The 23287-nt window shown below is 36.6% G+C and carries 22 protein-coding genes; 18 read left to right on the top strand and 4 right to left on the bottom strand.

All coding sequences use genetic code 11. The features are described 5' to 3' along the window. Positions 1-18: 18 nt before the first annotated feature. The gene (locus PY091_RS06545) at positions 19-807 is read right to left on the bottom strand and encodes a heparin lyase I family protein (RefSeq protein ID WP_275648906.1); all 789 of its coding nucleotides are present in this window, start codon (positions 805-807) and stop codon (positions 19-21) included. A 148-nt stretch (positions 808-955) separates the two neighbouring features. Beyond that, complete coding sequence (locus PY091_RS06540; protein WP_313790382.1) at positions 956-1594, bottom strand: alpha/beta hydrolase; 639 nt, start codon at positions 1592-1594, stop codon at positions 956-958. A gap of 456 nt (positions 1595-2050) precedes the next feature. Here PY091_RS06540 and PY091_RS06535 point away from each other — a divergent pair, with 456 nt between their 5' ends. The 15 genes from PY091_RS06535 (at position 2051) to purD (ending at position 19333) form a co-directional block, all read left to right on the top strand. Continuing rightward, entirely contained in the window at positions 2051-3238 is a 1188-nt protein-coding gene (locus tag PY091_RS06535) for a UDP-N-acetylglucosamine 4,6-dehydratase (RefSeq protein WP_275648904.1), read from the top strand. Beyond that, positions 3238-4380 (top strand): LegC family aminotransferase, encoded by a 1143-nt coding sequence (locus PY091_RS06530; RefSeq protein ID WP_275648903.1) that lies wholly within the window; start codon positions 3238-3240, stop codon positions 4378-4380. The genes PY091_RS06535 and PY091_RS06530 overlap by 1 nt, the downstream gene beginning before the upstream one ends. After that, positions 4377-5015, top strand: coding sequence for a NeuD/PglB/VioB family sugar acetyltransferase (locus tag PY091_RS06525; RefSeq protein WP_275648902.1), 639 nt, complete (start codon positions 4377-4379; stop codon positions 5013-5015). Before PY091_RS06530 ends, PY091_RS06525 begins: the two co-directional genes overlap by 4 nt. An 11-nt stretch (positions 5016-5026) precedes the next feature. Then, a complete protein-coding gene (locus PY091_RS06520; protein ID WP_335341891.1) occupies positions 5027-5932 on the top strand; it encodes a glycosyltransferase in 906 nt (301 codons plus the stop codon). Continuing rightward, on the top strand, positions 5913-6971 hold the full coding sequence (locus PY091_RS06515; RefSeq protein WP_275648900.1) for an N-acetylneuraminate synthase family protein: 1059 nt from the start codon (positions 5913-5915) through the stop codon (positions 6969-6971). Before PY091_RS06520 ends, PY091_RS06515 begins: the two co-directional genes overlap by 20 nt. Positions 6972-6976: 5 nt before the next feature. Beyond that, positions 6977-8017 carry a nucleotidyltransferase family protein gene (locus PY091_RS06510; RefSeq protein WP_275648899.1) on the top strand — a complete coding sequence of 347 codons (1041 nt, stop codon included), beginning with the start codon at positions 6977-6979 and terminating at the stop codon, positions 8015-8017. Positions 8018-8024: 7 nt separating this feature from the next. Further along, a complete protein-coding gene (locus PY091_RS06505) occupies positions 8025-9692 on the top strand; it encodes an N-acetylneuraminate synthase family protein (RefSeq protein WP_275648898.1) in 1668 nt (555 codons plus the stop codon). Positions 9693-9789: 97 nt separating this feature from the next. Beyond that, the gene (locus PY091_RS06500) at positions 9790-11232 is read left to right on the top strand and encodes a lipopolysaccharide biosynthesis protein (RefSeq protein ID WP_275648897.1); all 1443 of its coding nucleotides are present in this window, start codon (positions 9790-9792) and stop codon (positions 11230-11232) included. Positions 11233-11237: 5 nt separating this feature from the next. After that, a complete protein-coding gene (locus tag PY091_RS06495) occupies positions 11238-12566 on the top strand; it encodes a hypothetical protein (RefSeq protein WP_275648896.1) in 1329 nt (442 codons plus the stop codon). A gap of 323 nt (positions 12567-12889) precedes the next feature. Next, positions 12890-13795 (top strand): hypothetical protein, encoded by a 906-nt coding sequence (locus tag PY091_RS06490; protein WP_275648895.1) that lies wholly within the window; start codon positions 12890-12892, stop codon positions 13793-13795. Between the two features lie 18 nt (positions 13796-13813). After that, complete coding sequence (locus PY091_RS06485) at positions 13814-14323, top strand: acyltransferase (RefSeq protein WP_275648894.1); 510 nt, start codon at positions 13814-13816, stop codon at positions 14321-14323. 49 nt (positions 14324-14372) lie between these two features. Next, positions 14373-15578: an O-antigen ligase family protein gene (locus PY091_RS06480; protein ID WP_275648893.1), complete on the top strand. Its 1206-nt coding sequence runs from the start codon at positions 14373-14375 to the stop codon at positions 15576-15578. Between the two features lie 145 nt (positions 15579-15723). Further along, positions 15724-17034: an undecaprenyl-phosphate glucose phosphotransferase gene (locus PY091_RS06475; RefSeq protein ID WP_313790381.1), complete on the top strand. Its 1311-nt coding sequence runs from the start codon at positions 15724-15726 to the stop codon at positions 17032-17034. A gap of 5 nt (positions 17035-17039) precedes the next feature. After that, on the top strand, positions 17040-18017 hold the full coding sequence (locus tag PY091_RS06470) for a UDP-glucuronic acid decarboxylase family protein (protein ID WP_275648891.1): 978 nt from the start codon (positions 17040-17042) through the stop codon (positions 18015-18017). Positions 18018-18061: 44 nt separating this feature from the next. Next, the gene (gene purD / locus PY091_RS06465) at positions 18062-19333 is read left to right on the top strand and encodes a phosphoribosylamine--glycine ligase (RefSeq protein ID WP_275648890.1); all 1272 of its coding nucleotides are present in this window, start codon (positions 18062-18064) and stop codon (positions 19331-19333) included. Here purD and PY091_RS06460 read toward each other — a convergent pair. Next, positions 19328-19549 carry a DUF6341 family protein gene (locus tag PY091_RS06460; RefSeq protein WP_275648889.1) on the bottom strand — a complete coding sequence of 74 codons (222 nt, stop codon included), beginning with the start codon at positions 19547-19549 and terminating at the stop codon, positions 19328-19330. The genes purD and PY091_RS06460 overlap by 6 nt on opposite strands. Positions 19550-19588: 39 nt before the next feature. Here PY091_RS06460 and PY091_RS06455 point away from each other — a divergent pair, with 39 nt between their 5' ends. The 3 genes from PY091_RS06455 to PY091_RS06445 are packed head-to-tail and all read left to right on the top strand — an operon-like array spanning position 19589 to position 22196. Further along, positions 19589-20518 (top strand): DUF6427 family protein, encoded by a 930-nt coding sequence (locus tag PY091_RS06455; protein WP_275648888.1) that lies wholly within the window; start codon positions 19589-19591, stop codon positions 20516-20518. A gap of 39 nt (positions 20519-20557) precedes the next feature. Continuing rightward, positions 20558-21163: a DUF4254 domain-containing protein gene (locus PY091_RS06450; RefSeq protein ID WP_275648887.1), complete on the top strand. Its 606-nt coding sequence runs from the start codon at positions 20558-20560 to the stop codon at positions 21161-21163. Then, on the top strand, positions 21147-22196 hold the full coding sequence (locus PY091_RS06445; protein WP_275648886.1) for a glycosyltransferase family 9 protein: 1050 nt from the start codon (positions 21147-21149) through the stop codon (positions 22194-22196). Before PY091_RS06450 ends, PY091_RS06445 begins: the two co-directional genes overlap by 17 nt. Here the strand turns inward: PY091_RS06445 and arsS are convergent. Next, the gene (gene arsS / locus PY091_RS06440; RefSeq protein WP_275648885.1) at positions 22193-23281 is read right to left on the bottom strand and encodes an arsenosugar biosynthesis radical SAM (seleno)protein ArsS; all 1089 of its coding nucleotides are present in this window, start codon (positions 23279-23281) and stop codon (positions 22193-22195) included. The two genes, PY091_RS06445 and arsS, sit on opposite strands and share 4 nt — an antisense overlap. Positions 23282-23287: the final 6 nt, after the last annotated feature.

The raw sequence follows: 23287 nt of genomic DNA, 5'->3' as shown, positions 1-23287 counted from the left end.
GTAAATGGCATAGCCGAATTAGTTTTCGCTGTGCTCTAATGGAAAATAGTGAATACGTCCAGTAGTCATCTCAAAGTCATCAAAAAAGATTTCCCTATCATTTGTTTGTGATCCAGACCTGTACAATCCCATTTTCATATAACTCGGGTTTGTATGGTACATATTACGTCCATTGAGCTTGCAACTTTCTGCACTATCATAAATGAAACAATTGTCATCCAATGAAGCGGTGAAATAACCATCGGAATAGAGGCTCCAAAACGATTCTAACTCAAACTTGTGCCATACGTTTGGAGAGATACTATCAATTTTCCCCAAACGCACCTCATCAATATTTCCAACAAACAACCCTGTTTGAAGTATAAGGCGCCAATCACCGTTTTCGTCATGTTCAAAATATAGGGCCTGTGGAGGTCTCACCTTAATGGTGGATCTCCAATCCAGACCAGGATAAGGACGGTTGTGCCATTGTTGGATTACTATCCTTCCGCTTTTCTTTTCTTTGGCATAAAAAGATTCAGGTAACAAAAACTTAAATGAAAGTTTGTTTTTATACCCCATGGAATCCAATGCCGTTTTAATTTTAATTTCCGACCTCCATCCATTGGCAATCCTATCCGTTAATTTGAGCTGTATTTTCAAAACTTTGTTTTCCGGGTCTAATGGATCTCTTACGATACCATAACGGGTTGTATCTGTAAATTCATTGGTCATCCAAAAATCCTTTAAAGCACCCTCAAAATCATCACTAAAGATTTTTAGATTTTTAATGGTATTTCTGGGCTTGGAAGAATCAATTGAATGCATACTAGTTTGGCCACAACAAAGAAACCCGGCCAATATAATTACAAACGGGGAGAGTAAGATTAAAGATTTTCGAATCATGGTCGTTAAATATAAGTGTTTTTAATTTTGGAGGGTATTGAAAGGAACTTTACAGTCCCAAACGTAAACGTCACATTTTTTCAATGGGCACAATAGGATCTTCCTTTAAATAATCAAGTGTTTGTAAAAAACAATCAGCTTCAAGAATTGTTTTTTTGTAATTTTCAAAGTTTCTGTGGTTCCAGAACCCATGTTTTTCACCTTCATAGATTTTTAAGTCGCATCTACTACCTACTTGTTCCATTTTGGTTTTATATTCATAAGCTGTTTCTATAGGGACGTGATGGTCCTTTGTGCCCAAAAATATAATGGTTGGTGGAGCTCCTTTGTTAATGTTGTGCATAGGCGAAAAATCTTTGAATTTATCGCCAATTCTTTCGAAGCCATAACCATTTGGCCCATTATCTATGACCGGATTGAACAACACAAGGGCATTTGGCACGCAACTAATGGATAAATTGTCAGTTTCTTCATTAAAACCATCTATTAATGCTGTAGCTGCAGCTAAATGACCGCCAGCAGAACCACCAGCAGCTATGATTTTATTTTTGTCAATATTAAAAGAGGAAGCATTTTCCCTTATATAGCGAATCGCGGACTTTGCATCTTTTAATGACTCAAAAGGAGTGGTGTTGTTTTTGGATTCGGTTCTATAGTCAACAAGAAAGCTTACCAATCCTCTTCTCGAAAAGTATTTCGCATGATTAATAAACTGTGTTTTTCCACCGTTTACCTATCCTCCGCCAAAAAAAAAGACAATTGCGGGGGTGTCATTTTTCAAATATTGTTTTTCGGGATAGAATACCAACAGTTCCAGTTGAGAAGATCCAATTTCTTTAAAATTGACCCTCTCATAGGATATTTTCCTTTGAGCGTAGCTACTAATCGGTGAAAGAAATAAGACCAGAAAAAAAAGCAGCAAAACGTTTTTACATACGGATAATGTAATATAATCACACTTTTTCTGGCAAGATGGTTTTATGCTCTCCAAGGTCGACTTTTTTTCAAATGTAATTATTAATGAGTAAACCTATTGTTCTCTAGAGTTAAAGTGTTTAAGCTTATCAAAAGATAAAAAGACCTCCCAAAATAAAATGAATTACAAAGAGACATCGATTAATTAAGAGATAATTCAGAAGTTTGTATACTTAAAAGGCATAAATACATGGAAACATTAGGTTTAATAGGAAGAAGCAAGGAACTGTTTACAAATGATATCAATACGCATGAGATTGAATTAAGCCAAATTGTTTCCTCTTCATCTTTTTTGGTAATAGGTGGAGCGGGATCTATAGGGCAGGCAACGGTCAAGGAAATTTTTAAAAGAAAACCGAAGAAACTACATGTTGTTGATATTAGTGAAAACAACTTGGTGGAATTGGTGAGAGACATCCGAAGTTCATATGGTTATATTGATGGTGATTTCAGAACTTTTGCACTGGACATTTCTTCGGAAGAGTATGATGTATTTATCGAAAATGACGGAAAGTACGACTATGTCTTAAATTTATCGGCTCTTAAGCATGTTAGGAGTGAAAAGGATCCATTTACATTGATGAGGATGATCAATGTGAATATTATCAATACCGAAAAAACTTTAAAACAAGCCATCGCTAAGAATACGAAAAAGTATTTTTGTGTTTCTACGGACAAGGCAGCGAATCCTGTTAATATGATGGGAGCTTCCAAAAGAATTATGGAAATGTTCCTAATGCGCAGAAGTAAACAAATAGAAATCTCAACAGCAAGATTTGCCAATGTGGCCTTTTCCGATGGTTCATTGCTCCACGGCTTTGATCAACGTATAAAAAAACAACAGCCTATAGTGGCGCCAAATGATGTTAAGAGATATTTTGTTACTCCCAAAGAATCTGGGGAGTTATGTTTAATGTCTTGTATTTTTGGTGAAAACAGGGACATCTTTTTTCCAAAACTAAGTGAAGAGCTGCACTTAATTACCTTTTCGGATATTGCTGTACGGTATTTAAAAGAACTAGGTTTTGAGGCTTTTATCTGTGAAAGTGAAGATCAGGCAAGAGAGCTCGTTGGAAAACTCCCCGAGCAAGGAAAATGGCCCTGCTTATTTGTTTCTAGCGATACAACCGGAGAAAAAGATTTTGAAGAGTTTTTTACTACTCAAGAAATTTTAGATTTGGCAAAATTTGAAAACTTGGGAATAATCAAAAATGAACCTGACTACAATGAAGAAAAGCTCAATTTTTTCTCTGAGCAAATTCAAAAATTGAAGGCACGGAAAAAATGGGAAAAGCAAGAAATAGTTGATTTATTTAATGAAATGATTCCGGGTTTTAATCATTTAGAAACAGGAAAGTATCTCGATAATAAAATGTAATGGGAAAATACGATGATGTAATAGCATTTGTTAAAAAGCTACATAATACAGAAGACTTTATTCCGCTTCATGCCCCAAAATTTATTGGTAATGAGAAAAAGTATGTTTCAGAGTGTATAGATTCCACATTTGTTTCTAGTGTTGGTGCTTTCGTAGACAAATTTGAGAAACAGGTTGCTGAGTTTACCGGTTCCAAATATGCAATTGCCACTGTTAATGGAACGGCGGCACTACATATATCGTTAATTCTTTCTGGTGTATCCAAAGGCGATGAGGTCATAACACAGCCGCTTACATTTATTGCTACTTGCAATGCAATTAACTATATAGGTGCTCATCCAGTTTTTGTGGATGTTGACAAGAAGTCTCTAGGGCTTTCTGTGGAAAAACTAGAAGGTTTCTTGCGTAGGAATGCAGAAGTTCGAAACAATGAATGCTTTAATAAAAGCACAAATAGGCGAATAAAGGCTGTGGTTCCGATGCATACTTTCGGGTTTTCTGCAGATATTGACGGACTTGTTGCAGTATGTGAAAAATATAATATACCATTAGTTGAAGATGCAGCAGAATCGCTTGGAAGTTATTACAAGGATAGGCACACAGGAACGTTTGGATGCTTGGGAGCCTTTAGCTTTAATGGCAATAAAATAATAACAACAGGCGGAGGGGGCATGATTGTTACCGATGATGAGATCTTGGCAAAAAAAGCAAAGCATATTACAACCACTGCCAAAATTAGTCACCCATGGGAATATGACCACGACATGGTGGGCTACAATTATAGGATGCCCAACATCAATGCCGCCTTGGGTTGTGCACAAATGGAAGTTTTGCCTGAGTTTTTAAAAAGTAAAAAACAGTTGGCAGATGAGTATAAATCTTTTTTTAAAAATAAATCCATACAATTTTTACAAGGATCTCAGGACTCCGTGCCAAATCATTGGTTAAATGCAGTTGTACTGAATTCGTTGGAAGAGCGGAATAAATTTCTTCAAGAAACAAATGACCAAGGTGTTATGACCAGGCCAATTTGGAAGTTGATGAGCAGGGTAAAAATGTTCCAAAACGCACAAAAGACAAATTTGGAGAATTCCGAATGGTTGGAAAGCAGGGTAGTTAATATCCCAAGTAGTGTAGTATGAAAAATTTAATATTGGTTGGTGGAGGTGGACACTGTAAATCTGTGATAGAAGTAATCAAAGGTCTGCCTGAATATAATATTGTTGGGGTATTGGACCCTTGTTTTGACTCTACACAAGAGAAGTTCGTTCAAGATGTCCCAATAATTGGCAACGATGATGATATCAGCAGGTATATTTCAATGGGGCATTCATTTGTTGTTACCGTAGGCCAGATAAAATCACCAAAAATACGTATAAAGCTTTTTGGGTTAATTAAATCCCAGAGTGGAAAGCTACCGGCAATTGTTGCAAAAACCGCATATGTTTCTAACAATAGCTCAGTTGCAGATGGAACAGTTGTTCTTAACAATGCAATTATTAATTGCAATTGTAATATTGGAGTTGGCGCAATAATTAATTCAGGTGCAATAATTGAGCATGATTGTTGTATCGGCGACTATTGCCATATAGCTCCTGGAACAGTTTTGTCTGGCGACGTAAAAGTAGATAACAGTACATTTATTGGTGCCAACTCTGTTATGGTTCAAGGTGTACAGGTGGGAAGAGAATCTGTGATTGGTGCAGGGTCAGTGGTAAATAAAAATGTGCCAAATTCTCAGGTTTGGGCAGGAAATCCAGCTCAAAGAATTTCATAAGGTTTGCCTATATGATTGATGAATGTAACTTTGAAATTGCAGTAGCATCGGTAATATTTCCAAATAACCTTAGGTTTTTTGATGTTTTTTTAAGTTCACTTAGTCAACAGACTGAGAAAAATTTTGATTTGATTCTTTTCAATGATGGTTGTAATCATATCGAATTGAAAAAACATTTGCGGACTTTTAATGAAATTAGTTTCAAGGTCATTGATGTCGAGAATAAAACTCCATCAGAAATTAGGGTTGAACTGATAGAATACATAAAGTTGGCCGGTTATAAAATTATTGTCTTTGCAGATACAGACGACTATTTTTCCAACAATCGAATAGAATTATCGGCCAAGGCAATTAACGAGGGTGCAAATATTGTAGTCAACGATTTGTCCGCAGTTACGGAGGAAGGAAGTTTGATTAAGGAAAGAATATGGAGGAATAGACTTCATGAAGTTGAAATAGATTTAAAGTTTTTATTGAGACAAAATGTTTTGGGATTAAGTAATACTGCCATTACTAAAGATTTGCTGACATTTGATATTCAAGTGGACAAGAAGTTAAATTTATTCGACTGGATTTTTTACCTGCAGATTTTTGGTCTCGGAAAAAAGGTGGAATGTCAATTTATTGATGCCACTACGTTTTATAGACAACACTTGGCCAATACACTTGGCCTTAAAACAAAATACACAAAAGAAGGGCTTGTAAACCTTTGGGAAATTAAAGGAAAAGTATATGCTTTTGCGAAAAAGTTGAACTTTCCTTTTGTACAAAAGTATATATTGGAACATGAAAGGTTCAAAAGGGAGGTTTTAGATGATAACGAGGGATTAAAAAGCCATATTTTACAATTAAATAAAATAGAAAACCTATTTTGGTTTGAAGAAATAAATTTTTCCAATGAAAGAAATACAACTTGATTCTAGAAAAAAAATTAAAAACAATGCAGAGCCTTACATCATTGCAGAAATAGGGGCAAACCATAATGGGGATATGGAGCTTGCCAAAAAAATGATTATTTCTGCAAAAGAAGCAGGTGCGGATTGTGTTAAATTTCAATCATGGACCCCTAAATCCTTGATAGCTAAAGAGGAGTATGAACGAAATCAGGTTTACAATGATTCGAAGAAAAAGCATTTTGGGTCATTGGAAGAAATGGTAAAAAAATATGCCCTTACCAATGAACAACATAAAGAGCTCAAAAACTTTTGTGATGATAATCAAATAACATTTGCCTCTTCCCCATTTTCTAAAGCAGAGGCAAGACTATTGAATGATCTTGACGTGCCGTTTTTTAAGATAGCTTCAATGGATATCAACTATCTGGACTTTATTCAAGATGTTGCTGCTTATCAAAAACCAATGATCATTTCCACAGGTATGGCTGATTTGGCTGAAATTCAACGCGCAGTTGATGCTTGTCTCAAAGTCGGCAACGAAAGGATTATTCTTTTGCACTGTATCTCCATATATCCTCCTAAATACGAAGATATTCACTTGAATAATATCTCAATGCTACAAAAAGCATTTGGTCTTCCTGTAGGCTTTTCTGACCATACCATCGGAGTTTCTATTCCTTTGGCATCTGTAGCACTTGGTAGTTGCTTAATAGAAAAGCATTTTACTATAGATAAAGACCTTCCGGGATGGGATCATGAAATATCAGCCGACCCCTTAGAAATGAAAACAATATGTTCCGAATCCAAGAATATAGTGAATTCATTGGGAAGCTTTGAAAGAACAGTATCGGAAGCAGAACTGGAGAAAAGAAAAAAATTTAGAAGAAGTCTTGTTGTAAATGGAGATTTAAAAAAAGGACACAGGTTGACCGAAGATGACCTTACTGCAAAGAGGCCGGGTACCAAAATAGCTCCAGATGAGATGAAATATGTGGTTGGAAGGACATTGAATCAAGATATAGAAGAAGATGGTTTAATAAGTTGGGACATGTTAAACTAACCTTTATGAAACTAGACAGTATTGTTATTCACAAGGAAAAAACGATAGTTGACGCCCTACAAAAACTTAACGAAATCAGAGATGTAAGTAGATTAATTCTTTTTGTTAAGGATGATGATAACTCCATAATTGGTTCGGTAACAGACGGGGACATAAGAAGGTCATTGGTTTATGATCAAGATTTAGCTAGAAAAATTGGGGAGGTTTGCAATAAAAATTTTGCCTTTGAATACAACAACAAAGATTTTATAAACTTAGATGAATATAGGAAGAGGAACATTAAAATCCTTCCAATATTAGATAACAATAAAGGGCTTATTAGGATTGTTGATTTGGACAAAACCAAATCAATTTTACCCATGGAATGCATGTTGATGGCCGGAGGAAGAGGGAAAAGGTTAAGCCCGTTAACAGACACAAAGCCCAAACCAATGCTGCCATTGGGAGATAAGCCGATTATTGAACATAATATTGATAGGTTAATCTCATTTGGGATTAGGAAAATCTATATTTCAGTAAAATATTTGGGTGACCAAATACAGGAATATTTTGGAGATGGAAGTAGTAAGGGAATAAGTATTGAGTATGTATGGGAAGATAAGCCCTTAGGCACTGCAGGCGCATTGTCCCTTGTCCCAAAATTTGAAACGGAGCATATTCTACTTATGAACAGTGACTTGTTTACCAATGTAGATTTTGAAGACCTATATTTGAGTTTGCTCAAGGAAAAGGCAGATATGATCGTTTCGTCTACAGAATATAAGGTTGATGTACCATACGCTGTATTTGATACCAATGAAAGCCAAGTAGTAGGTTTTAAAGAAAAGCCAACTTTTGTATATCACTCCAATGCAGGGATTTACATTTTAAAGAAAGAACTGATAAATAGGATTCCAAAAAATTCATTTTTTGACATCACTGATTTAATGGAAGAAATGGTTACCGAAGAAATGAAACTTATCTATAGACCAATCCTTGGTTTCTGGGTCGATATTGGTAAACCTGTAGATTATAAACAAGCACAAGAATTTATCAAACACCTTTAAAAACCTTATGAAAATAATTGCAGAGAGTGCATCCAATCATAATGGAGACATTGACTATTTAAAGAAACTTGCCAAGGCATCAAAAGGTGCAGGTGCAGATTATTTTACATTTCAAATATTTGATCCGGAATCATTTTGCGCATCGGATTATGAACGATTTGATATTGTGGCTTCTATAGCCATTCAACAAAGTCAGTGGGCAGAACTAATAGCCTATTGCCGGGAAATAGATATTGAAATGATTCCATGTGCCTTGGATATTAAATCATTTCACTTTTGTTTGGACCATAACCTTGATCTGTTCAAGATTCATGCTACAGATATAGTTAATGTTCCTTTTCTAAAACATATTCAAAAAGAGGATATAAAAGTTTTGTTGGAAACCCAATGTGCTACCTATCAGGACATAAAATTGGCATTGAGTTACCTAGGAGATCAAACAGAAGCCATTATTCATGGTTTTAGTAATTACCCTACAGAGGTAGAAGATTTAAACCTGAATGCACTGGACTATATTTCGGAAGAATTTGGGTGTGAAATTGGTCTTGCCGATCATTCGCTGGATACCGTGGAAATACCTTTAATGGCTCTGGCAAAAGGTTCAGCGTTTTTAGAAAAACACATTACAATTAGCCGAAATGACCGGCATTATGATTGGCAGGTATCGCTCTACCCACACGAATTTGCTTCGATGGTGCAAAAGGTGCTTCACTACCAAACGGCCCTTGGAAATAAAGTAAAACACCCTACACCTTCCGAATCTGCTTTTAGAGGGGTGCTATTTAAAAAAGTATTGGATGGTGATTTAAATAAAGAACTTAAGAGAGCTGATTATGGGAATGATTATCTAACAGAGGTTTTCAATTCCTTTGACAGGCAAAATGTAGGGGTTGGAATTATAGCACGCTTAAAGTCAAAAAGGTTGAAAAAAAAGGTACTGAAGCCATTCCATAACGGTACTTTGATAAGTGACCTTTATCATCGAATTGCCACTGCAAAGGGTGTTAAAAAGACCTCTATAATCACATCGTTTCTACCTGAAGATGACCCATTGGTCGATTTTTGCAAACAAAATGGTTTAGATGTATTTACCGGTCACCCTGTCTCTGTTATAGACCGTATGCTTTCATTTGCTTTGGAAAACAAGTTAGGAACAATATGCCGAGTAACCGGTGATAATCCTTTATCTGATCCAACGATTCTTGAATCAATGATCGAATTAATGAAAAAGGAAAACCTAGATTATATAAAAGTGAATAACGTTCCAATAGGTGTGGGAGTTGAACTATATTCAATCTCTTATTTGTGGAAGTTGTATTTAAAAATGGAAAACCCTTTGACTTCAGAATATCTTGCGTGGATTGCATTAAATGACAAAGACTCCAAAAAGGGTTGTATTGATCTGGTTCATCCAAATCCAGATTTAAGTTATTACAACCTATCTGTTGATTTTCAAGAGGATTATGATAGATGTATGAAAGTATTGAAGGAAATGGATAAAACCAACTTCACGGAAGTTACTTTAAAAGATGTTTTGGATGCAATGGTTTTGATTAAACCCTCAGACAGGAATATGGTTATTAAGCTGCCAGGTGGTGAAGCAACTAGCTTTGAGAAGTTCAATGCATTGATAGATAACTCAAACTATGCAGTTAGGGTTAAACTCGAGGTTTAATAATAGTCGAAATCCTAAAGGGAAGTATTAAAGTTTTCCATTCCTATCCTGCGAAATAATCAGTCAAGGATTTAAAACGCTATAACAAGCTAATTTAATGCAGTCGAACACAAAAAAACTAGCGGGTAACGCCCTAGTTTATGGGCTTTTCGGATTATTACAAAAAGGGCTTGGTTTTTTCCTTTTACCGATTTATGCCTCCCTGTTGGATACTGAAGAACTTGGCATAATCAGTACGTCCACTGCTGTGATTTCATTTTTAGTGATTTTGTTCGGCTTATCACTAAGAGGGTCAACCGCTTATTATTATTATAAGTTCAAAGATCAAGACATTGATTATGTCAAAAAGTTTTTCGGCACGAACTTTAGTTTCATTTTGCTCTTTACCATTTTTGGGATTTTATTATTACTAATTGGTAAGAATTGGATTTTGGATGTGTTGTTCAAAAACATTCCGTTTAAACCCTACATCCTACTTTCTCTAGCTAGTGTTTTGCTCCAACCGGTTTATTTATTTTATCAATCTATACTTAAAGCCAAGCACCAAGCAAAAAAAGCATCCCTACTGGATTTCCTATTCTTTGGGGCCATGGCCTCTATTACCATTATCTTGATAGTTGTATTTAACTTCAAGGCCGAAGGGGCATTATTGGGCAACTCAATTGCAAGTTTTCTTGTTTTTATAGTAAGTGTAATTGGAATACGAAAAGAGATTACACTTTGTTTCGACATCACATTACTAAAAACCTCTCTAAAATACTCTTTGCCGATTTTGCCCCACAACTTATCTGGTTGGGCAATGAACATGGTAGATAAGCTAATGCTTAATAATCTAAACTCGCTTTCGGTGGTTGCATTATTCGATGTTGGGGCACAAATAGGCAAGGTGGTCAACTTAATTTCTTTGGGAGTAAACTCTGCATACAGCCCTTGGTTTTTTGAGCAAGTAAAGACCCAGCCCGAAGCAAAGGGCACTATTGTTAATATTACTGATAAAATAATTCTTTTGTATGCATGTGTAGCTGTTGCTGCAAGTTTACTGTCACCAGAAGTGCTGGTTATTATAGGCAAACCGAGCTACTACGAATCTTGGAAAGTAGTTCCATTTATTGCGACTGCTTTTGTTATAAATGGGTTCTATTTTACCTATAGCAATGTATTTTTTTTAGAGAAAACAAAATACTTACCGTTCTTAACAGTGACCGGGGCAATCACTAATTTAACTTTAAATTATTTTATGATCCCGGCATATGGCATATTTGGCGCTGCCCTGGCTAGCTTAACAACAAAGATTGTATTTACATTGTTGACCTATATCATATGTCAAAGAATTTATCCCATTCCATATCATAGATTACATTTAACTGTAATTTTTGGAGCGTGCTTTTTGTTATCTTGTTTGCCGTTTCTAATACAAGACTATCTGCAGGAAATATCACTGGTGCAAAGGATTTTGATTAAAGTTTTGACCTTAGCTTTGATTTTTATACCGATTATTTATAAAAATGCTTCTCAAATAAAGGCCATCATCAAAAAATAATCATAATGGAAAAGAACATTTTGGAAGTAATAGAGGATGATAATGATGTTGGTTCCATTCGCCTTTCAAGTGGATTGCGGGTTTGGCCTCTTTTACGTGGCAAAATATATTTTCATGATTTAAAAAAAAGGTTGGGCTATAGTTCCAAAACCCGAACCAGAAACAAGGCAAGACTTATCAAAAGTTTTTTTTATGGAATTAAGAACATTTTCGTTTTAAGGAAATTTGAATTCTTGTTTTTTGAAAATACCAATAAACGAATCTCGATAAATAACAAATACTATGATATCTATTTTGATGCTTGGGGCGACAAATTGTGCCCAGACAAAAGTTTATTTGTAGAATTTGCTTCTGAATCACATTATAAAAGGGATAAGGTGTTTTCCAAAAACATCATGTCTGACCTTCCGTTTAAATTGGCATCTTTTGTAAGATCACTTTTAGTATTTCCCAATATTGAGAATTTTGAGATTTTAAAAGAGATTCAGGAAAGAAATCACATTCAAATTAATTTTCAGAAGGAGCTAAAGAGACAATTGGGAGAATATTATTTTTATAGGTTTCTTTTTAAACTTATAAAGCCTAGGGCGGTTTTTGTACTCAGTAGTTTTTCGAAGGTTAGTATGGTTATGGCAGCGAAAAGTAAGAACATTCCGGTTTTTGAGGCGCAGCATGGTTATATTGGAGAAGCTCACCCATTTTATCATGTAAAAAAACGCTTTGAAGAATCATATCCAGACCATTTATTTTCTTTTGGTGACTTTGAAATAAAAAATAACAAAAACTTTATTTTCAAAGAAAATCAAATATTGCCAATCGGAGGCTTGCAGTTAGAATATCTTAAATCCAGGCCATTGCCCAATGAACTTAAAAATATCAAAAACAAGTATCGACAGGTTTTCTGTGTAACATTACAGGCAATTAAGGAAGAAGAAATTATAGGCGCTACTTTGGATTATGCCAAAATGCACCCGGATGTATTGTTTGTTCTATGTCCTAAAGATAGGAGTATTTCATATTCCGATTACTTGTTGAACAAAAACTATTTGGTTTCACAATATCCTATATATGATATCCTTAAGATTGCGGATTATAACCTTACCATTTTTTCCACAACGGCTGTGGAAGGAGTGTCAATGGGGGCAAAGCCTATTTTTTATAATGCCGATAATCTTTCCAAAAGATATTTTAATGTTTTAAAACTAGGAGCAACCATTATTGAGGAAGGTGATTCACTATCGGAAAAACATTTAAATTTTCAAGAAACAGAAGCGGATCCATACTATATCGAAGGGTATTTTGAGAATGTTGCAAAATGTAATTTGAACATATGAGGAAGTTCATTTTTATATTGTTGATTTTACAGCCATTCATAGTAAAACTTGTTTATAAAGCAGGCTTTCAAATCAATGTATTCAATGAGCTCTTGAGCCTACTTGTTTTATCCTTGTTCATTTTTAGAATCTTAATTAAAAGAAAGTTCAACAATTCCTTTCTTATTTATTTAAGCTTTCTGGTTTATACACTGCTTTTGGGTGTTTATAGAAATATAATGCCGTTAAGTCTTTTTCAAATTTTAATTTATAGCCAGTTCTTTTTTTATTTCTTTTATTTTCAGTCTTTTAGCGACCAAGAGAAATGTGAAATGATGAGATCCATGAAAAGGATAATGGATTTCATTGTTGTTGTGGTCGCCATCATTGCTGTTATTGAAGTAATAGATTACCAATCATTTAGGAACTTTATCGGTGTTCATAGTGTAAACAGGGGTATCAATGGATTCTATTTAATATCATTTTTTGGGTCGGGTCCTAGTTTGGCAATATTTATTAGCCTATATGTTTTTGTTTGGCACTACTATTATTATGCCATGGGAAATCAAATAACCAGAAAAAGTATTTCTTATTTGTTTCTTGCAATTGTGTTGGGTGTATTAAGCTTCTCTAGAAAGGAAACCTTATTTATTTTTATGTTTATCCTACTGTTTCCTTATCCCTCCAAAAGTAAACTAAGAAAATGGCTTAAAAGGCTTATTTTATCTGTAGCAGTTTTTGCAGGACTACTATATTACTATCTCACATTTTTTGAATCAGCCAACCGTAAGGGATTTGACTCAGGATACATTCGTTGGCAAATTATGGCTAAATCGGTAGAGGTATATAAAGATTATTTTCCTTTTGGCACAGGTGCTGGCACCTTTGGCTCAAGGGTTAGTCTTATGATGCCACACATTTATGAAGAGTATAATGTAGGTCAAGGTATGTTGGGATGGGAGGCTACAAATTCAAGAGGGCCAATTTATGATGCTTTTTTAAGTACTTTTATTACGGAAATAGGAATAGGTGTTTTATTAATTATGTACTTGTTTTATAAGCTATTGGAGTCAAAGACAATTGTTGGGAACAGTCATTCCAGTTTTATTAAAAACTTTATTTTAATATACCTTTTATCCCTAAGCTTTTTTGTGCCTATGCTAACCAATAGCTTTGGTTATATTATTATGATTATACTTGCTAGTATCGCTTGCAATATTTCACTGTTTAAAATAAGAATCAAGTACTAGGACAACCGTTTTAATGATATGAAAAGATTATTTTTTTTAATCTATCTCCTTTTTATCAAGAATACACCAGAGGATTATAGGCCTTATAGTTTGTTTTTTCCTCAATTAAGAAGTTTTTTGGTCAGCAAATATTTAATTTCCTGCGGAAGCAATTTAAGAGTAAAAAAAGGGGCTGAAATTTCTTTAAAATCCTTAGTAGGAAACCATTCGGAATTGGGTACACGTTGTATGGTGCAATCAAATGTTGAAATTGGAGATTATGTGATCATGGGACCTGATGTTAAGATTTATTCCCGAAACCATATATTTTCCAGTCTGCATATACCAATTAAAGACCAAGGGAAAGAATATCTTAAAACGATTATTGGAAATGATGTTTGGTTGGGGGCAAATGTAATTATAACTGCAGGGTGCAACATTGGGAACCATGTTGTGATTGCTGCAGGTGCCGTGGTCACAAAGGATATACCGGATTTTGCGGTGGTGGGAGGAGTCCCGGCCAAAATATTGAAATATCGGAACCAATAGATTACTGCTCTAATCTATAGAATCTTCCGAACAGAAATAAAACAAATCAATGAAGTTGAAATTCATCTTGGAACAAAGATTTTGGTTGCTATACATGGTTGTGTTTACATTGCCTATGTATATGAGGCTCAATAATTATTTATTGGGGGTCTTTATACTTTTGGGTGTTTTGACATTGCTTTTTAATTTTAAAAAAATTAAGGTTGAAGATTTTAAAGATGGCTGGCCTATTTTCGGGTTTTTTATACTTGCCGTTATAGGTTCATTTTATGGCGCAACATTTTCAAACGGCATCAAACTTTTAGAAAAATATTGGGCTTTTTTATTAGTTCCTTTGATTATGTTGGCAGAGAAAGACGAATATGGAAAAAGAAGGGAAAATATTTTTCTTTCTCTTGTAATTGGTTCGGCAGTCACATTAATAATATGTTATGGAAACCTTATATATGAAATGGTATCTCGTAACGAACCCATTTCATATTTTTTTAGATGGAGACATCTGGGGCATCAGTTTACAGAGATTGCAGATACGCACCCGACATACCTGGGGGTTTTTGTTGTAATCTCAATTGTATTTATGTTCAAAAGCAAAAAAATGAGCCATGCAATTAAGGTTCCCTTGATATTGTTCTTTTTGTTTGGACTTTTTCAATTGGCAAGTAGAATAGCTCTTTTTCTAGCCATATTATTTTTAATACTGTTGGTGGTTAACAAAACAAAGAAGCAATGGGCGCTACTTGCTATTCTTTCTTTAGGTATTGTTTTCGGCATTTTGGTTTTTAAAAAATTGGGAAGCAAATACGTAAAAGATAGACTGTTTACTGTTGAATCAGCTTTAAACGACAAAAGATTTCAAAGATGGGACGCCTCCTATGAAATTTTTAAAGAAAATCCCTTTTTGGGAATTGGATTTTCTCGAATAGAATCAATTAGGCACGAAAAATATGTAGAATACGGCTTTGATATTGCCGCAAGGGAAGACTTGAACGCACACAACCAACTTCTTGAATATTTAAGTAGAAATGGAGCGGTGGGAGGATTTGTTTATGTTTGTTCTCTGGTTTTTTTATTACTGTTAAGTATTTACAAGAAAGACTATTTATTTACTTATCTGTTTTTGATATTCATAACGGCTAATTTAACGGAATCCATGATGGTAAGAATTAAAGGTATTGAATACTTTGCGATATTTGCGTCTTTATTCTTATGTGGTAATTTTAAACCCAATAACATTAGTTATATCAAAAAGTCTTAGGATGTTTACATTATGCAAAACAGTGCATAAAGTTATAGATGTCTCATGTTAGGTCAAATAAATTAAATTTTAACCAGCTACTTTCTTTTAACCATTTGTTTTTATGTTTTTTAGGTTCACCAAATACTCTGATTTGATAAGGCCTATGTCGTTGATAGTAGATTTATTGGTGATAAATCTTTTCGTCTATTTTTTGCCTATAAATATCAACGACCCACTTCTTTTTCATGCTTATATAACATTTGGTTGGGTCATCCTATCCTTAAAGAATGATTTTTATAAAATCCACAGGTTTACTAAGGTTCCATTTATTTTAAGAAAAATATTTGCTCAGTTTATATTTTTCTTTTTGATGTTATATGCCTTCATAGGCTTTTTTAAACAACCACTAATGAGTCGCTTTGCATTAGCTCAATACTTTTTCGTCTGTTTGGCAACAATTGCAATTGTTAAGCTCATCACCTATGTTTTGTTAATGGAATATAGGGAGAAGTTTAAGGGCAATATTAGAAGGGTGGTAGTTATCGGAAAGAATAAAAAAACAGACCAGTTAATCAATGTTTTTAAGAATCGCGATGAATTTGGTTACGAGTTCAAAAAACAATTTTGCCTCAAAAAAGAACACTTTGATATAGAGGAGTGCTTTGCATATATCCGAAACAACAATATTGATGAAATTTATTGCTCTGTTTCTGAATTGAAGAACTCGGAAACAGTTGAGTTCATCAATTTTGCCGATAACAACCTAAAAACACTCAAGTTTATACCGGACAACAAAAATATTTTCTCTAAAAAGTTAAAATTTGAGTATTACGATTATATCCCGGTACTGTCATTACGGGATATTCCTTTGGATAGCCCAATAAACGCTTTTATAAAAAGAAGTTTTGATGTCGTCTTTTCTTTAGTGGTCATTATTGGGATATTGTCTTGGCTAACACCAATTTTGGCTTTATTGATTACCTTGGAATCACGAGGGCCTGTGTTTTTTAGGCAAACAAGAAATGGAATCGATAACCGGGAGTTTTATTGTTACAAGTTCCGGTCTATGGCACCTAACAAAAATGCCGATCAGGTACAGGCTACAAAAAATGATATGAGAATTACCAAAATTGGAAAATTCATTAGAAAAACCAGTATAGATGAGCTGCCCCAATTCTACAATGTACTATTTGGCACCATGTCAGTGGTTGGGCCAAGACCCCACATGGTAAAGCATACTAATGAGTACTCAACAAGTGTAGATAAGTATATGGTTCGTCATTTTGTAAAACCTGGAATTACAGGTTTGGCACAAGTACGGGGTTATCGAGGAGAAATCGAACAAGAAGCCGACATATTAAATAGAACAAAATTTGATATTTTCTACATTGAAAACTGGTCCATGTTCCTCGATTTAAAAATAATAGTCCAAACCGTGCTAAATGCATTTAAAGGAGAGGCCAAAGCGTATTAAACCATATGAAAAAAACACTAATAACCGGAGCAGCCGGATTTTTAGGATCTCACCTTTGTGATCGTTTTATTGCCGAAGGACATCATGTTATCGGGATGGACAACCTGATTACTGGGGATATCAAAAACATTGAGCACCTATTCCACCTAAAGCGGTTCGAGTTTTTCCACCACGATGTAACCAAGTTTGTCCATGTTCCCGGGCAAATGGATTATATACTTCATTTTGCATCCCCTGCAAGCCCAATAGATTATTTAAAAATCCCAATTGAGACCCTTAAGGTAGGCTCTTTGGGCACACTCAACTTATTGGGGTTGGCCAGAGATCACGGAGCACGAATTCTGGTGGCATCAACTTCAGAAGTATATGGAGACCCCTTGGTACACCCGCAAAACGAAGATTATTTCGGGAATGTAAGTCCAATCGGTCCAAGAGGAGTCTACGATGAAGCCAAGCGCTTTATGGAGTCTATCACCATGGCCTACCACCGGCACCATGGATTGGACACGCGAATCGTTCGAATATTTAATACCTATGGTTCTCGAATGCGGCTGAACGATGGTCGTGTAGTTCCTGCTTTCATGGGTCAGGCGCTCCGAGGTGAGGATTTGACCGTTTTTGGAGATGGTTCACAATCTCGCTCCTTTACCTATATCGATGACCAAATCGAGGGCATTTATCGTCTGTTGATGAGTAATTATGTGGAGCCTGTCAACATTGGGAACCCTGATGAAACTACCATTCTGGAGTTTGCAGAGGAGATCATCAAACTAACTGGAACAGACCAAAAAATAGTATTCAAACCACTTCCCCAAGACGATCCTATGCAACGTCAGCCCGATATTTCTAGAGCTAAGGAAATTCTCGATTGGGAACCCAAGGTTCATCGCTCCGAAGGTCTGAAAAAGGTGTTCGAGTATTTCAAATCACTTTCACACGATCAGTTATGGGAAGCACACCGAGATTTCTCGCCCAATAACTAGATAAAAGTTCCCATCAAAACGTATTTTTGCCAAAACATTGAATCATGAACATCCTGGTCTTGGGTTCTGGCGGTCGTGAACACGCCATTTCCCTGAAAATTTCACAAAGCTCCAAAGTATCCAAACTGTTTGTTGCACCCGGTAATGCGGGAACTTCTCAAATCGCCACAAACATTGACGTGGGAGTAAACGATTTTGAAGCCATTAAACAATTGGTGTTAAAAGAGAACATTGATTTAGTGGTGGTAGGACCAGAGGACCCTTTGGTAAATGGTGTACACGATTTTTTCTTGAATGATGATGAGTTAAAATCCATTTCGGTAATAGGTCCGGAAAAGGCAGCGGCCGAACTCGAGGGCAGCAAGGAGTTCGCTAAAGAGTTCATGATGCGCCATAATATTCCAACTGCAGCCTACCAAAGCTTTACAGGTGAAACCTTGGAAAATGGATTCGCTTTCTTGGAAACGCTCAACCCTCCATATGTCCTCAAGGCCGATGGACTTGCAGCTGGGAAAGGCGTATTGATACTTCAGGATTTACAAGAGGCAAAGGATGAATTGAAATCAATGCTGCTCGACTCCAAATTTGGAAATGCAAGTGCTACGGTGGTAATCGAAGAGTTCTTGGATGGGATTGAACTGAGCTGTTTTGTCCTGACCGATGGGACAAATTATAGGATATTGCCAACCGCCAAAGACTATAAAAGAATTGGAGAGGGCGACACTGGACTCAACACAGGCGGCATGGGGGCCATTTCCCCTGTTCCTTTTGCCGATAAGGCATTTATGGACAAGATAGAGCGTCAAATTGTGAAGCCGACCGTAGAAGGCCTTAAAAAGGACAATTTGCCCTATATTGGTTTTATTTTTATTGGCTTGATAAAAGTTGGTGAAGAGCCCAGGGTAATTGAATACAACGTTCGAATGGGAGATCCGGAGACCGAAGTAGTGATCCCAAGGCTAAAAAGTGATTTGGTTGAGGTGCTACTTGCAATGGCCAATGGCACTTTGGACCAAGTGGACCTTGAAATAGATGATAGAGCTGCAACAACGGTAATGGCAGTGTCTGGTGGTTATCCAGAAGCTTATGAAAAAGGAAAGGAGATCACTGGAGCTGAAAGTATTCAAGATTCCATCGTTTTTCATGCAGGGACAAAAGTATCCGATGGAAAAGTAGTGACCAATGGAGGGCGTGTAATAGCCATTACTTCCTTTGGAAAAGACTATAAGGAAGCACTAAAAACATCCTATCAAAGCATGGAAAAACTCCATTTTGATGGAATGTATTTCAGAAAAGATTTAGGATTTGACCTATAGGTAAGAATGAGAGCTGATGCTCTTATCTTCCTCACCATTTTCATTAAAAATCTTCAATTGGCCCATCCAATAAACCAAGGCTACAAAGCCAATGGCCATAAAGATCCAGTTAATGGTGTTGGCACCCCACCAGCTGTGCGTAAAGCGCAAAAAGTCCAATGGCGCGAAAAGGTAGTTTACAAATAAGTCCTCTATACCGTAAAAAAACTTGCTCATGTTGGCTATATTTACTTTACAAAAGTAGCAAAAGATAGGATGATTTCAAGCTTTTTCGGAAAAACTAAACCCATAAACTACATTGTTCTTGGCGGCCTATTGTTTCTATTTTATTTTACCAATGTATTTTTCGGGTTGGGAGAACAACGCATCAATGAGGTTATTCCCTTGGAAATGTTGTTGTTCGCTGTACTGCTGCTTTCTATTTTCATGGTCAACCAAATTGTAAGAACCGAAAAAGCAACGGAGGCCAATTCTTATGCAATGCTCTTTTTTCTGCTATTATTGATTTCATTTGCGGATGAACTGGTGCTGCAAAATGTGATTTTCTCCAACTTTTTTCTGCTTTTGGCCTTTTGGAGGGTCTTGTCCATCAAATCTACAAGAAGGGTAAAGCACAAAATCTTTGATGCCTCCCTATTGATTTCTATTGCCAGTCTGTTCTATGATTGGGCGCTTGCCTTTATGCTCCTCGTTTTTTATGTGATCGGGGTCTATGACCGTAAAACATTTAAAAATTGGCTTGTTCCCGTTTTAGGAATGGCAACAATCTTAATTTTAAGCTATACGGTATTGACACTAAAGGGCTCTCTGGACTTTTTTAGGGAACACTATCAATTTTCCCTGGGCCTTTTTACCACAAAATCGTTTTTTCAGGTACTTAATATCAAGACCTTCATTTATCTTATTTTAACCATTTTGGTGGCCATAGCGGTATTTATTCGCTTGCGTAATGTGAGTGGCGGTAAACTGCTATTGTTGCGTATCGTATTTTTCATTTTCTTACTGGGAACCGGTATAATTTTGTTTACCCCGGCCGATGCCTCTCCCGTTTTGGCTACTTTTTTTCCTGCCGCCCTATTTTTGGCCAATTATTTCGAAGCCATCAAAAAAAGGAGCATACAAGAGATGGTGCTCGTGGGTTGTTTGGTTTTGGCCAGTACGCTTTTTGTCTTTCATTTGAATTAAGTATGGTATAAAGCAATATCTTTGAACAAATTTTAAGCTATGTTCAGTGATTTTGCCTTCAAAATATTTCAAGAAAGTATTGACACCTATCACATTAAGGATGATGTTTACCAAGAATTCACCAATCCCTACCCAAAGGATAAAGTGGAGCATTTGCTTTACAGAAAAAATTGGATAGACACCGTACAATGGCATTACGAGGATATTATTCGCGACCCCAATATAGACCCCGTGGCCGCTTTGGACCTGAAACGCAAAATTGATGCGAGCAATCAGGACCGCACAGATTTGGTAGAATACATTGATAGCTATTTCTTAAATAAATACCAGTCGGTACAAGTAAAGGATGGTGCTAAAATTAATACGGAGAGTCCGGCATGGGCACTTGACCGACTTTCTATATTGGCTTTAAAAATATACCACATGCAAGAGGAGGTTGACCGAACCGATGCAACTCCCGAGCACACTCAAAAGTGTAGCGATAAGTTGGCCGTTCTTTTGGAGCAGAAAAAAGACCTTTCTACAGCGATCGATCAATTATTGAAGGATATCGAGGCTGGGGATAAGTACATGAAAGTCTATAAACAGATGAAAATGTACAACGACGATGAATTAAACCCAGTGCTACGTGGGCAAAAAGGGTAAACATACCCATATCTTGGTAATTCGGTTGTCCGCAATGGGTGATGTCGCCATGACTGTTCCCGTGATTTGTGCCCTCACCGAGAAATACCCGGAATTAAAAATTACCATTTTAACCAAGAAAGCATTTATGCCCATTTTTAATGGGTTGAAGAATGTACAGATAAAAGAGGCGGATGTTAAAAATCGTCACAAGGGCTTATTGGGACTTTGGCGCCTTTACAAAGAACTGAAACCCTTGCAATTCAATGCCGTTGCAGACCTCCATAATGTATTGCGCAGTCGAGTGCTTAAAAAGTACTTTTCCTTGGAGCGAATTCACGTTGTCCAGATAGATAAAGGACGAAGGGACAAAAAAGCGCTTACACGGTCTAAAAATAAAGTTTTTAAGCAACTTAAATCTACCCATGAGCGTTATGCCGATGTTTTTGCTGCTTTAGGGTATCCCATTGAATTATCCATGACCAAGTCTTTGCAACGGATAGAACTTTCTGAGAAAGTATTGGCCTTGGTGCAACAGGATACCAAAAAATGGGTGGGAATAGCACCTTTTGCGGCCCATGAAGGCAAAATGTATCCATTGGCATCAACAGAGGAAGTAATCAAGCAACTAGATAAGACCGATAAGTATAAAATCCTGTTGTTCGGTGGAGGAGCCAAGGAAGTTGAAGCTTTGGAAGGCATCGATACCACCTACCATAATGCCTTTTGTATGGCAGGCAAGCTTAATCTTTCCGAAGAGCTGCAACTTATTTCCAATTTGGATGTAATGTTGTCCATGGACAGTGGTAATGCCCACATGGCGGCCAACTATGGTATTCCTGTTATCACACTCTGGGGCGTTACCCATCCTTTTGCTGGATTCTATCCTTTTGGTCAGCCTATTGAAAATGCACTTATGGCAGACCGTGAAGTATATCCCTTGATTCCCACCTCAGTCTATGGCAACAAAGTGCCCGAGGGATATGAAAGCGCCATGAAGACCATCAAACCGGAAAAAGTACTGGATAAATTGTTGGAGATTTTGGAAAGTTAAGCCACACTCCCTTGACAACTACTACCGGCTCCTGCAGTACAACCGTAGCAATGTTGTGAGATAATAATGTCACGGTCATTTAGTACATCATCATTATAATCCTTGATATGTTTTACCTTGCTCGCCACCTTAAGGTCTAGCATCTGGTTAAAATCGCAATCGTACAGCCACCCGTCCCAACTTACTGAGATGGTGTTCGTACACATGACATTCTCCACTGCTGCAGGATTGTATGCTTCCACTAGGGAATACATGTAATCTTCATAGTTGTCCGAAGCGATGAGGTAGTCCAAGAACCTCGAAATCGGCAAATTGGTAATGGCAAAAAGATTATGGAAGTCAATATCAAAATCTTCTTTCAATGCTTTTTTAAAGTCGTGCTCCATGGCAGCTTGGTCGGCTGGCAAAAACGCTCCTGATGGATTATAGACCAAATCCAAGCGCAAATTACTGTCGGGCATGCCATAGCCCACCTTGTTGAGCATTTGCAATGCCTTTATGGACTTATCGAAAACACCATCACCACGTTGTTTGTCCGTTTTGCCTCGAGTGTAATGCGGCATAGATGAAACTACGTGTACATTGTGTTTTTTAAAAAACTCCGGTAAATCGTGGTACTTTTTGTTGGCCAAGATAATGGTAAGATTGGAGCGGACGATAAAATCTTGGATCCCTGCCTTGGAAGCCTCTTCCACGAACCATCTAAAGTCAGGGTTCATTTCGGGTGCCCCACCGGTAAGGTCCAGTGTGTGTGCTCCGGTATTTCGGATAACTTCCAGACATTGCTCCATGGTTTCCCGCGTCATGATCTCCTTGCGATCGGGTCCGGCATCCACATGGCAATGACCACAAACCTGATTGCACATATACCCTACATTGATCTGGAGTATTTCCAGTTTTTTAGGTTTTAACGGAAACTGACCGGTCTCGGCAATTTTATCCTTAAAATATGGAAGCTCCCCGTCAACAAAAAGATCTCCGTTAAGGATTTCCAATTGCTTTTGGGTATTGGCAAGAGCATCTTCCCGAGCTTTTAAGGATTTTTTCGCTGCTTTTTTTATGTCTGTCAGTATACTTTGGGTCATTAAAAA

This window comes from Flagellimonas okinawensis (genome assembly GCF_029194005.1).
Classification (GTDB): Bacteria; Bacteroidota; Bacteroidia; order Flavobacteriales; family Flavobacteriaceae; genus Flagellimonas; species Flagellimonas okinawensis.
This window is presented reverse-complemented; position numbering and strand designations above follow the sequence as displayed.